Below are 12,466 nucleotides of genomic sequence, written 5' to 3' on the forward strand. Positions count from 1 at the left end.
ACTCAGACCTCTGGCCGGCTCCGCCCCGTGGCGGCCGGCCGTCACACCGCAGGTCCACTGCAGAATGGAGTGTTCGATGACGTCGACGTCGACCGATACGTCCCGTGAGGAAGCCGTCACCACCCGGCGGACCCCGGCGGCACCGCGGTCCGGCAGCGCCCGTCCGTCCGAGCCGCGTGTCCCCGTCCAGGCGGTGCGCGGCAAGCCGGACCGGGTGCGCGTGGCGGTGTACGCGGAGGACCTCATCCTGCAGACCGGCGTGGTCCAACAGCTGCGCCAGCGGCCCGAGGTGGAGCTGCTGAGCGGGACCGAGGCGGGAAGGGCGGAGGTCTCCCTGCTGGTGGTCGACGCCCTGACCGAGGCGGTGGCCGAGCGACTGCGCCGGCTGCGGCTCGCGACCTCGGGCCGAATCGGCCTCGTGGTGGGCCAGTTCGAGGCCGGCGGGCTGCAGACGATCGTCGAGTGCGGGGTCGCCGCCGTGCTGCGCCGTTCGGAGGCGGACCAGGACCGGCTGGTGCACCTCATCACCGCCCTCGCCAACGGTGAGGGTGTGATGCCCGGGGACCTGCTCGGTGAACTGCTCGACCGGATCGGGGTGCTCCAGCGCACCATGCTCGACGGGCGGGGGCTGACCCTGTCGACCCTGACGGCCCGGGAGGTGGAGATGCTCCGGCTGGTCGCCGAGGGCTTCGACACGAGTGAGATCGCCGCCAAGACCTCCTACTCCGAACGGACCGTCAAGAACGTGTTGCACGAGATCATCACGCGGCTGGGCCTGCGCAACCGGGCGCACGCGGTGGGGTTCGCCATGCGGCGCGGGCTGATCTGAGAGCCGTGACTCCGGGGGTCGTGACCGTCCACGACCGCCGCGTCCTGCCCTCCGGGGACACAGGTTGTTACCCCCGGCTCGGGTGCCCGGGCCCTGTGCCCGGGCGCCCGAGCCGGTGAGACTGCCGGTGAGACCGCCCCTGCCAACCTGTGAGGTCGAGCGTGATCGGCGCCACCGGCACTCCCCGCTCCATCCGGCGGCCGGCCCGGGCCGCCGTCGCGGTGCTGCTCGCGCTGGCGGCGGCCGTGCTGACCCTGGGCTCCGCCCCCGGGGGACAGGGCGGCCGCGCCGCCCCGGCCGTCACGGCCGACCCGCCCGGCGGGCGGATCGTCTTCGCCGGCACGAACCACCGCGGCCTCGGCCGGGTGACGGGCACGGCGGCCAGCACGCCGCTGTTCGGCCCCGGCCCGGTCCACTTCGACCAGGACCCCTCGGCCCGGGGCGGCGAGCTGGTCTTCACCAGCCTGCGCGACGGCCCGCTGCCTCAGGTGTATCTCCGCGACGCGGCCGGCGCGGTGCACCGGCTCACCACCGGCATGGACACGGCCCGTCCCGCGCTGGCCCCGGACGGCAAGGCCGTCGTCTTCGAGGCACTGGAGCCCACCGGGACGGGCAGCACGTCCCAGCACGTCCTGTGGGTGGTGAACCGGGACGGGGGCGGGCTGCGCCGGCTGACCGACGGCGCGGCCGACGAAACGCATCCGACGGTCTCGCCCGACGGCCGGTGGGTCGCGTACGCGTGCACCGGCGACCCGGCGCACACCCAGATCTACCTGCGGCCGTTCACCGGCGGCGCCCCGACCAGGATCACCAACGTGACCAGCGGGAACGCCCTCGACCCGACCTGGAACCCGCTGGACGACAACGAGCACCGCAACCAGATCGTCTACACCTGGGACCAGGGCGACAAGGGCCGGACCCTGATCCTCACCTCGCCCACCGGCGGAGAGAAGGCGTTCTTCCCCGGCACCGGCTCCACCTGGAAGACCGGCTCCGCCTCCTGGCTGGCCGACGGCACCGGCGTCCTCTTCCTGAGCCCCGACCTGCTCACCCCCAAGCCCCCGGCGCCGCGGGCGGACCCGCCCCAGCCGCCGGTCGTGAACCTCTACCGCGCGCCGACCTGCGACTGCACCGATCCCCAACTGCTCTACAGTGCCGACCGGTTGATCGCGACTCCGACCTGGCTGGGCACCCAGGCCGACGGCGGGCCGGTGGTGGAGCAGACCAGCGCCTCTGCCGCCGACGTCGCCGACCTCCAGGACGTCCGCCCCGACGGCGCCGACCCGCGCGACCTCAGCATCAGCGTGCTGAAGGAGGACCCGGCCGCCGACACCAGAACCGACCCCGACCCGGCGGCCGACCCGCTGTTCCACCCCCGTCCCGGCTACGACCCCTGGTACGAGCGGCAGGCCTACACGCCCGACGGCCGGCAGATCGTGGTGACCCGCTACGAGGACTCGCCGGCCGGCCGGATCGAACGGATCTGGCTGGCCGACGCCGACGGCTCGAACCCGCACCCGATGAACCTGGCCGGGCGCGGCCCGGACGACCGCGACACCGACCCCTCCTTCTCGCCGGACGGCAAGCTGGTCGTGTTCAGCCGCAGTTCCCCGGGCGGCGGCCAGGCGCCGGCGCGCCCGGGGCGGATCGTGATCGCCGACGTGTCCACGGGCGCGGTCGTCGGCACCGTCCAGCCGTCGGCCGGCCAGCCGGGGGCCTCGGACGGGGAGCCCTTCTGGTCCCCCGACGGCAAGCTGATCGCCTTCTCCAGGACGGCCGTCATCAACGGCAACGCGGGCAACCTGCACGTCTGGACCGTGCCCGCCGCCGACCTCACCCGGCAGACCGACCTGAGCGAGGCGGTGTGCCCGGGAACCTGCAACGTCATCGACGACAGCCCCGTGTTCTCGCCCGACGGCCGGCGCATCGCGTTCAACCGCAAGGCCGGCGACGGCGGGAACAACCAGCAGGACGGCGTGCTGGTCACCTCGCCCACCGGCGCCGACTGCACGGTGGTCCTGCCCGCCGGGCTCCGCGGGGACGAGGGCGCGTGCACCAGGCCGCTGCCCGACACCTCCGCCACCGGCCCCCACCAGCCCCGGGACGTCGCCTGGACCGCGAACGGCGCACAGCTGGTGCTCACCTCCCGCCGGGCCCTGCCGCCGAACTCGCCGGAGGGACTGGGGGTCTACGACTTCGCCACGGGCACGCTCACCCCGCTCGACCGGCGGATGCCGGGACGGCAGAAGGAACCGGCCGTCCAGCAGTCCGTCGACCTGGCGCTGGACGCGCCCGCCCGGACTCCCGACGTCCCCGTCGACACCGCCACCGATGTGACGATCACCGTCACGAACAAGGGCCCCGCGCCGTCGCCCGGCACCGTCCTCACGGCCTCGGTGCCGACCGGCGCCCGGCTCGGCGGACTGACCACCCCGGTCGGGACGTGCGACGCCGGGGCGCTGCGCTGCGACCTCGGCACCCTGGCACCGGGCGCGGAGGTCCGCGTGACCGCCACCCTGATCGGCACCCGGAGCGGTCCGCAGCAGTTCGGCTGGAGCGTCACCGGGACGGTCGTCGACCCGAACCCCGAGGACGACTCCGCCGAGACGATCCTGCCGGTGCTGGACACGCCGACCCCGTCGCCCACGCCCTCGCCGACCGCATCGCCGACCGAATCGCCGAGCCCGTCACCGTCGCCCTCACCCACACCGTCCACCACGCCGAGCCCCGCACCGAGCCCCTCGCCGACCGCCGCACCACCGCCCGGCTCGGCCGCCCCCCACGGGCGGCCCGGGCAGCCGGCCGGCCCCGGAGTGGCGATCGCGGCCCAGCCCGATCCCGGCTACGTCGGCGGCCACGTGACCGTCAGCTACACCGTGCGCAACAGCGGGCAGGCCCTCGCCACCGGGCTGCGCCTGTCGCTCGGCCTGCCCGCGGGCGTGCCCACCGGGGCGTTGCCCCCGGGCTGCCGGGGCGGGACCTGCGCCCTCGCCGACCTGCGCCCGGGCGGCAGCCAGGTGGTCCGGGTGGTGCTGGCCCCCGTGGCGGCGCTCGACACCACCATCACCGCCGAGCTGACCACCACCGGCACCGACGCCGAGCCGGGCCCGCACCGGGCGAGCACCCCGCTGCGCATCCTCCAGCCCCGCATCGTCGCCGTGCCGCCGATCGGCAAGCCCGGCTTCGTCACCTCCGTCCGCGGCGTGGACTTCCCGCCCGGCGCGCCGGTGCGGTTCACGTGGCAGCCCGGCATCACCGCCGCGGCGGCGCCCACCCACCCGCGGGCCGACGGGACCTTCGCCGGCCAGCTGCTCATCCTCCCCAAGGACGAGACGGGCCCGCGGACCATCACCGCCGACGGCCCCGGATTCTCCCCGGTGACCTGCCCGTTCCTCGTGGTGGAGGGCAGCATCGGCCCGCCGGGGGAGGTGGAGCGACGGTGATCCACGAGGTCGACGAGGCGCTGCGGCTGCTGCTCGCCGAGGCCGGTCTGCCGGAGCGGGGCGTCGAGGTGGTGTTCGACGCGCCCACCAGGGATCTGGCAGCCCGGCGCGTCGCGCCGACGGTCGACGTCTTCCTCTACGGGATGCGCGAGGAGACGGGCCGTCGGCAGGCCGGTGCCGTCGCCGAGCACGACGCGGACGGCGTGGTGGTCGGCCACCGCGCCGCGCCCCGCTGGTTCGAACTCGCCTACCTGGTGACCGTCTGGACCAGCCGGCCGCAGGACGAACACCGGCTGCTGGCCGAGGTGCTGGAGTGCCTGACCGCCGTGGACGCGCTGCCCGCCCGGGTGCTCACCGGGACGCTCGCCCGGCTCGGGCTCACCGTCGGACTCGACATCGCCGGGCGCGACACGGGCCTGCCGTCGGTGTCCGACGTGTGGTCCGCGCTCGGCGGGGAGCTGCGGCCCTCGATCGACCTCAGGGTGCTCGCGCCGCTGCCCGGCGCGCTCAGCCCCGCCGGACCGCCCGTCACCGAGGGGCTCGTGGTGCGAGCCGAGGACACCACCGGGGAGCGCCCGGCACCCGCCGACGACCCGGGCCGTCGACTGCGCTACCGCGGCGGCGCGGGCCCCGGCCCGGACGGCTTCGCCGCGCCGCGGGACCGCCCGCTGCCGCCGGGCCGTCGGCCGCGGGGCGGTGCGGCGCGATGAGCCTGGACGTCGGGTCGGCGCCGGCCGGGGCCCCGCCCGGCCCCGACCACCTCTGGGAACGGCTGCACCGCGTCGAGCAGCGCGTCCGCGCCGCCGTGCACGAGCGCCGGGCCGACGACCCCGACCCGGACGACCCGTACCGCGGCCAGTACCTCGGCCCGGAGGCGGTCGAGCGGATCCTGGCGGCCTCAGCGGCTGCCGGCGGTGGCCGTGCGACCTTCGACGACCCGCCGCCGCCCGGCTCGCGGCTCGCGCGGCTCAGCGCCGCCTTCGGGCTGCTCCCGGTGGACGTCGAGCTCCTGCTGGTGGCCCTCGCCCCCGACCTCGACACCCGCTTCGAACAGCTCTACGGCTACCTCCACGACGACCTGACCCAGCGCCGGGCGACCATCGGCCTGGCCCTCGAACTGTGCGGACTGCGGGGCGCCGGCGCCGGCCGCCTCCGGTTCTCCGCGCGGGCCCCGCTGATCGCCGGCGGCCTCCTGGAGATCACCGAGCCGGAGCGCCCGCTGCTCTCCCGCGCCCTGCGCGTGCCGGACCGGGTGACGGCCCACCTGCTCGGCGACGACGAGCCGGACGACGCGCTCGCCGGGCTGGCCCGTCGTGCGGCCACCTCCAACGCGGTCACGGAACCCGCCGACCAGTTGCGCGCGCTCGCGGCGGACGGCGGACTGGTGCACCTGCTGGACCGGGCCGGGCACGCCGCCCCGCTGGCGGTGGCCGCCCTCGCGGCCGACGGGCGGCCGCCGCTGGTCGTCGACGCCGCCGCGCTGGCCGCCCGCCCGCCGGGGGCCGTCGTGCGGGTGCTCGCCCGCGAGGCGCGGCTGGGCGGGGGCGGCGTGGTGCTCGGACCGCTGGACCGCCTCGAACCCGAACGGCCCGAGCGGGCCGCCCTGTTGCGGGAGCTGTGCGCTGCGCTCACCGGTGTCCCGTTGATCGTGCACGGTCCGCAGGGGTGGGACCCGGCCTGGGCACGGGAGAGCCCGGTGGTGGTCACCGTTCCGCCACCGGACGCGCGCGGACTGGCCGAGCAGTGGGCCCGCGCGCTGGGTGGTGTGCCGGGGCACCGTGAACCACCGCCGTTGAGTGAGGAGTTGGCCGAGGCGGTCGCCGCCTACCGGGTGGACCGGGAGAAGCTGGAACGCGCCGCCGCGGTGGCGGCCAGGACCGCGGCCGCCGAGCGGCGGCCGGTGCGCGCCGACGACCTGCGGGTCGCCGTACGGGCGCAGAACGCGGCCGGTCTGGCCCGCCTCGCCCACCGGATCGAGCCCGCGGTCGGCTGGGCCGACCTTGTGCTGCCGCCGCCCACCGAGGGCCGGCTGCGCGAGCTCGTGCTGCGGGCCCGGCACCGCGACCAGGTGCTCGGGCAGTGGCGGATGCGGCCGGGCGGCGGCCGGGGGAACGGCGTGATCGCCCTGTTCGCCGGGGAGTCGGGCACCGGCAAGACGATGTCGGCCGAGGTGGTCGCCGCGGAGCTGGGCATGGAGCTGTACGTCGTGGAGCTGTCCACCGTGGTGGACAAGTACATCGGCGAGACCGAGAAGAACCTGGAACGCGTCTTCACCGAGGCCGCGCAGGTGAACGGCGTCCTGCTGTTCGACGAGGCGGACGCGCTGTTCGGCAAGCGCTCGAAGGTCGAGGACGCCCACGACCGCCACGCCAACCTGGAGACGGCCTACCTGCTCCAACGCATGGAGTCCTTCGAGGGCATCGCGGTGCTGACGTCCAATCTGCGCGCCAACCTCGACGACGCGTTCACCCGGCGGCTGGACGTCATCGCGGAGTTCCCGCTGCCGGACGAGGCTCAGCGACGCCTCCTGTGGGACCGCTGCCTCGGGCCGCGGCTGCCCCGCGGCGACGACCTCGACCTGGACTTCTGCGCCCGGAACTTCGAGCTCACCGGCGGCTCCATCCGGGCCTGCGCGGTCTCCGCGGCCTACCTGGCCGCGGGGACGGGCGCTGCGCTGGGCATGGCGCAGCTGGTGGCCGCGGTGGTCGGCGAGTACCGCAAGCTCGGCCGGCTGGTGCTGGAGAGCGAGTTCGGGCCGTGGCTGGGCGTCCTCGGGGACGCCGGGCACGTCTGACCCTGCCCGGGGCGGCGGGGTTTCCTGTGCCGGCTGTGCCGTCTGCGGCGCTTGTGGGTGCCCGCCGGGGACAGTCGATCCTGCCCCCGGTGCGGGACCGCGGGACATGTCCCCGGACACCGCCCGGGCAGCAGACTCGGGGGCGACCGACCGGCCACCCGAAGGAGCGCGTATGCCGTCGTACCTCACCCCGGGCGTGTACGTGGAGGAGGTCCAGTCCGGTGCCCGGCCGATCGAGGGTGTCGGCACGGCCGTCGCCGCTTTCGTCGGTTTCGCCGGGGCCGGTCCGTTCCACGAGCCCACGCTGGTGACCAACTGGGACCAGTACGTCCAGCGGTTCGGCGGCTTCACCGAGGGCACCTACCTCGCGCACGCCGTGTACGGCTTCTTCGCCAACGGCGGCGGCTCCGCCTACGTCGTGCGGGTCGGTGACCCGGCCCGGCGGGCCTCCGGCGTCGTCCCGGGCCCGGTCGCGCCCCCGCCCGTCGCGGTCGCGGGCTTCCTCTTCTCGGCCCTGCCCGGGGCGGGCGGCGAGGTGTCCGTCGAGATCACCGACGCGGAGGGCGAGAACGTCCCCGAGGACCGGTTCCGCCTGCTCGTCCGCCGGGGCGCCGAGGTCGTGGAGACGTACGACGTCTCGACCCGCCGGAACACCAAGGGATACGTCGTCACCCAGCTGCGGGAGTCCGGGCTGGTCGCGGTCACCGAACAGCCCGGCACCGCGCCGAGCCGCCCCGAGCGCCGGACCCACGCCCTCGCCGCGGCCCCCGCACCGGCCGTGGCCTCTTCGGCGCGGCTCGACCCCGCCGAATACGTCGGCGACGCCGCGGCCAGGACGGGTTTCTCGGGCCTGGAGGCGATCGACGAGATCACGATGGTCGCCGTGCCCGACCTGATGAGCGCTCACCAGCGCGGCGACCTCGACGACGAAGGCCTGCGGACCGTCCAACTGGCGGTGATGTCGCACTGCGAGCAGATGGGCGACCGGATCGCCGTACTCGACCCGCCGCCCGGCCTCAACGCCCAGCAGATGCGCACCTGGCGCAACGACGAGGCCGGCTTCGACTCCCGCTACGCCGCCCTCTACTACCCGTGGATCACGGTGTTCGACCCGGCGACCGGCCGCAACGTGCTGGTCCCGCCGAGCGGGCACATCGCCGGGGTGTGGGCGCGCAGCGACGCCGAACGCGGCGTGCACAAGGCGCCGGCCAACGAGGTCATCCGCGGCGCGGTCGACCTGGAGATCCGCCTCAGCAAGGGCGAGCAGGACCTGCTGAACCCGATCGGCGTCAACTGCGTACGGGCGTTCCCCGGGCGCGGCATCCGGATCTGGGGCGCCCGCACCCTCTCCTCCGACCCCGCCTGGCGCTACCTGAACGTGCGCCGGCTCTTCAACTACCTGGAGGAGTCGATCCTGATCGGCACCCAGTGGGTGGTGTTCGAACCCAACGACGACCGGCTGTGGTCCAGCATCCGCCGGAACATCACCGCGTTCCTCACCGAGGAGTGGCGGCGCGGGGCGCTGTTCGGCCGGACCGCGGCCGAGGCCTTCTACGTCAAGTGCGACCGCGACAACAACCCGCCGGAGTCCATCGACCTCGGGCAGGTGGTGTGCGAGATCGGGGTCGCGCCGGTGAAGCCCGCGGAGTTCGTGGTGTTCCGGCTGGCCCAGTTCTCCGACAGCACGAGCCTCGTCAACGAGTGACCGGCACGGTCGGCCACTACCGGATTGGGAAGGTGACAGCACGCCATGGCTGAAGGCGATCCGCTCTCCACACACATCTTCGGCGTCCAACTCGGCGGCTACAACGTCGAGTCCGTCAAGGAGGTCAGCAACCTGACGGTCGAACAGGACGTCGTCGAGTACAAGCAGGTGACCCAGGAGGGCAAACTCATCGTCCGCAAGCAGCCCGGCGCCCGGCTGCCCGGCGAGGTGACGATCACCCGCGGCCTCGACAAGAGCGGCGCGTTCACCGACTGGATCAAGGAGACCCTCAACAACGGGGCGATCAACACCGCGCGGCAGAACCTCACCATCGAGGTCAAGGACACCACCGGCGCCACCCTGCGGCGCATCCAGCTGACCAACGCCTGGGCGAGCCGCTGGGAGGGCCCCACGCTCAGCGCGGGCGAGTCCAGCCCGGCGACCGAGACCGTGACCATCGTGTTCGAGGAGATAAGCGTCGAGTGAGGCGGAAGATCGGTCTGGAAGAGCTGCTGGAACGGGCTCCGGCCCCGCAGAACACCGCGCCGCAGCAGCAGGGCCCGGGGACCGGACCGGCCGGGCCCCGCAGGCAGGTGCCGCACACCGAGTTCGAGTTCGAGCTGCCGCTCGGCTACGTCGACGACGAAGGCACCGTGCACCGGTACGGCGCCATGCGCCGGGCCACCGCCCGCGACGAACTGATGCCGCAGATCGACCTGCGCGTCAAGGAGAACCCGGCCTACCTGAGTGTGGTGCTGCTCAGCCACGTCATCACGAGGCTGGGCGATCTCACCGACGTGCACGCCGGCGTCGTCGAGCGGATGTACGCCACCGACGTGGCGTTCCTCCAGGACCTGTACCACCGCGTCAACAGCGAAGGCCACACCCGCGCCGCGGTGACGTGCCCGCACTGCGACGGCGCCTTCGAAGTCGACCTCGCCGGTGGGCGCCTGGGGGAATCGTGACGTACGCGCCTGCTCGGCTGCACGAGGAGATCGCGTACATCGCTTACCACTTCCACTGGCAGCGGGAAGACATCCTCGACCTGACCCACCACGAACGCCGGCAGTGGGTGCGCGAGATCGCACGGCTCAACACCCGTATCAGCGAGGGTGGGTGAGGGCGCATGGGGCTGCGGGACTGGATCGCCCGGCGGAGCGGTGGGGGGACTGAGGGCGGCGAGGACGTCGGCGCTGGTGGAGTCGAGCGGCGGCGTCCGCCGGTGGCGGGGGACGGGGGCTGGCGCGAGGTGGCGCCGCTGGTCCCGACCCTGGGCGGGGCGGCGCGGGGCGTCAGCGACGGTCTGGACTTCCGCTCCCGGCTGGCCTCTTGGCAGGACCCCTCGCTGTGCGGCCCGCTCGGGCACGCCGTCCTCCCGACTGCTCCGGTGGGGATCCTGCGGGTGGTGGCGGTACCGGGCTCCCCGTCGACGGTCGAGGGCGGGGACGAGCTCGTGCTGCCGGACGTGTGGGGCGCGGTCGGGGCGGAGGAACCGGCGGAGCCGCCGGAGCCGCCGGAGCCCGGTGACGCCCGGTCGGTGCAGCGGTCCGTTCAGCGTCGTGCAGCGGTACGACGGCTTCCCGTACGGGCGGTGCAGCGAGTGGCACGGGCGGGTGCGCCGGAGGGGCGGGCCGTTCCGGAAGGCGCTGACGGTGGTGGCCCGTCGACGTCCGGCCTGGTGCCGGGTGCGTCGAGGTCCGCCAGGTCGACGGTCGGCACGCCTGAGCCGGATGCGGGGGCAGCGCGTGAGAGTCGGAGCGACGACGTGCGCTCGGTTCACGGTTCGGTGCGGCCGAGGCCCGTCGGTGAACCGCTGACCGTGGCACGGCGTCCCCGTTCGCTGACCGCGCGTCCCGTTGCGGTCGTTCCCGGGTCGGGTAGGACGCCGGAGACCGGTGGCGAGCCGTCGAGCCTGGGCATGGGAGCATCGCGGCCAGTGGCGGCGGCGGAGTTGCCGGCGGCTGGGAGCGCCGAGGTTCCTGCCCGCCGCGCGCCGGTGCCGGAGGAGCAGGCAGAACGGCCGGTCCAGCGTGCCGCCGTGACGAACGAGGGTGGACCTGCGCGCCCGGTTCTCGGCGAGCCCATGGCGGCGTTGCCCGCGAGCGCCGCACCTCCGACCGCTACCGGTTCCCTCGTGTCCAAGACTGCTTCGGGTGCACCGGCCATGCCCGTGGTCCCGGCCGACGCGGCAGGCACCGGCCCTGCGACGAGCGCACCCGCGGACGCCCCCGACCGGGGCAGCCCGGTGCCGTCCCGCCCTCAGCGTGGGTCCGCCCGTGACGTGCCCGTGCAGCGCACGCCGTCGGGGGCGCCGTCGGGACGGACACGGCCCGGCCCGGTCCACGCCCGCACGCGCGGGGGCCTGGGCGCACCCCTCGACGCCTTGCCGCCGACGGCGGCTGCGCCGGGTGGCGCTGCACCGCTGGTCGGCGGGCGACGGCCCGTCGGGCGAGATGGTGGGACGGCAGCAGAGCAGGGCGCGCCCACTGCTGCGGCTGCGCCGGGTGGCGCGGCACCGCTGCTCGGCGGGCGACGGCCTGTTCGGCGGGTCGTGGGCCCGGACGCGGGTCGAGACGGTGAGAGGGCGGTGGGACGGGGTGCGCCGGCTCCCACCGCGTCGGCATCGGACGAAGGACTGCCCGTGCAGCGCGCCGTCAACGACACAACGGGGCCGGCAGACCTCCCTGTTGCGCCTGTCGGCGAACGACCGGCGGGCCTGGACGGCCGTGTCGCCGACGGCCGGCAAGCCAGGAGCGCGAACGCGACGGGTGGCTCGACCGTGCGACCGCTGAATGCCCCTGCGTCCCGGCCCGGTGACCTGGATCCCGTTCCACTCGGACACGCCGGCGGCCCGGCGCCTTCCGTGACGGTTCCGGTGCGTCCGGTCGGCGGCGGCCCGGCCGTGCGGCGAGCCGCCGAACTCGTCGGCTCCAGGCGAGGGCTGCTCGGCGCTCGTCGCATGACCGTCGCCCTCGCTGGGCCGTCGGCGACGACCGGCAGCAGCGCTCCCGCCGGTGCCGCCGCAGCGCCCGCCCCGCCGGTGGTTCCGGCGGCCTGGCCCCATGCGCTCGGGTCTCGGGCGCAGGTCCAGGCGGTTTCCGGGAACGGCCGGACGGCCGGCGATCGCCCGTCGGCGCAGGGGGGCTCGGTGGGGCGCGGCGACGCGCCGACGTCGGGTCGGGCGTCCGGTGGGCGTCCGGTCGTGGCCGCCGTCCGACGTTCGCGGTCGCGAGGTTCGTCGCAGGACCGAGAGGAACGAGTGGCGGTCGATCGCCCTTTGCCATGGGAGAGTCCAACGCCGTCCGGGACTCCCGGTGAAACGGCGGGGTCGGGCGTCCGGTCCGGCGCGGACGGCGCGGGCGTCCGGTCCGGCGCGGACGGCTGGACGACAGCCGAAGGCGTGGCCGATCCGGGGCGGTCGTCAGGTGGGCGAGGGGTCGTGGCGGCGATTCAACGACTGCGTTCGCGAGGTTCGTCGAGGCAGAGCGCCACTGATCGCCGACTGTCTCGGCGGAGTTCGGACGTGCCCGGCGGTGGACCTGTCGTGCAGCGCTCACCCTCCGCGCGTTCGCCTGAGCGCGGGGACGATCAACCGGCGCCGCAGGGGAGTCCGCTGCCACCCGCCGCGGCGCCGATCGCCGGCGCACCGGCGACGCTGCCGCTGAATGCCGTCACGATCCCGCGCGGTTTTGCCC

8 protein-coding genes are annotated in these 12,466 nt (G+C 75.0%); all 8 read left to right on the top strand.

Annotated features, from left to right (window positions below; all coding sequences use genetic code 11):
- Positions 1–76: 76 nt before the first annotated feature.
- The 8 genes from ACWCXH_RS07975 (at position 77) to ACWCXH_RS08010 (ending at position 9,891) form a co-directional block, all read left to right on the top strand.
- Positions 77–829 (top strand): response regulator transcription factor, encoded by a 753-nt coding sequence (locus ACWCXH_RS07975; RefSeq protein ID WP_449800489.1) that lies wholly within the window; start codon positions 77–79, stop codon positions 827–829.
- Positions 830–990: 161 nt separating this feature from the next.
- Positions 991–4,272 (top strand): hypothetical protein, encoded by a 3,282-nt coding sequence (locus ACWCXH_RS07980; protein WP_449800490.1) that lies wholly within the window; start codon positions 991–993, stop codon positions 4,270–4,272.
- The gene (locus ACWCXH_RS07985) at positions 4,269–4,982 is read left to right on the top strand and encodes a DUF4255 domain-containing protein (protein ID WP_449800491.1); all 714 of its coding nucleotides are present in this window, start codon (positions 4,269–4,271) and stop codon (positions 4,980–4,982) included. Before ACWCXH_RS07980 ends, ACWCXH_RS07985 begins: the two co-directional genes overlap by 4 nt.
- Positions 4,979–7,066: an ATP-binding protein gene (locus ACWCXH_RS07990; RefSeq protein WP_449800492.1), complete on the top strand. Its 2,088-nt coding sequence runs from the start codon at positions 4,979–4,981 to the stop codon at positions 7,064–7,066. The genes ACWCXH_RS07985 and ACWCXH_RS07990 overlap by 4 nt, the downstream gene beginning before the upstream one ends.
- 172 nt (positions 7,067–7,238) lie before the next feature.
- Positions 7,239–8,771 (top strand): phage tail sheath family protein, encoded by a 1,533-nt coding sequence (locus ACWCXH_RS07995; RefSeq protein ID WP_449800493.1) that lies wholly within the window; start codon positions 7,239–7,241, stop codon positions 8,769–8,771.
- A 45-nt stretch (positions 8,772–8,816) separates the two neighbouring features.
- The gene (locus tag ACWCXH_RS08000; protein WP_449800494.1) at positions 8,817–9,257 is read left to right on the top strand and encodes a phage tail protein; all 441 of its coding nucleotides are present in this window, start codon (positions 8,817–8,819) and stop codon (positions 9,255–9,257) included.
- Positions 9,254–9,736, top strand: coding sequence for a hypothetical protein (locus ACWCXH_RS08005; protein ID WP_449800495.1), 483 nt, complete (start codon positions 9,254–9,256; stop codon positions 9,734–9,736). Before ACWCXH_RS08000 ends, ACWCXH_RS08005 begins: the two co-directional genes overlap by 4 nt.
- Complete coding sequence (locus ACWCXH_RS08010) at positions 9,733–9,891, top strand: DUF6760 family protein (RefSeq protein ID WP_359971796.1); 159 nt, start codon at positions 9,733–9,735, stop codon at positions 9,889–9,891. The genes ACWCXH_RS08005 and ACWCXH_RS08010 overlap by 4 nt, the downstream gene beginning before the upstream one ends.
- Positions 9,892–12,466: the final 2,575 nt, after the last annotated feature.

This window comes from Kitasatospora sp. NPDC001660 (genome assembly GCF_053596725.1).

Coding starts and splice junctions, on each gene's coding strand:
- ACWCXH_RS08000 (WP_449800494.1), top strand. CDS start 8,817: ATGGCTGAAGGCGATCCGCTCTCCACACACATCTTCGGCGTCCAACTC.
- ACWCXH_RS07995 (WP_449800493.1), top strand. CDS start 7,239: ATGCCGTCGTACCTCACCCCGGGCGTGTACGTGGAGGAGGTCCAGTCC.
- ACWCXH_RS07990 (WP_449800492.1), top strand. CDS start 4,979: ATGAGCCTGGACGTCGGGTCGGCGCCGGCCGGGGCCCCGCCCGGCCCC.
- ACWCXH_RS07975 (WP_449800489.1), top strand. CDS start 77: ATGACGTCGACGTCGACCGATACGTCCCGTGAGGAAGCCGTCACCACC.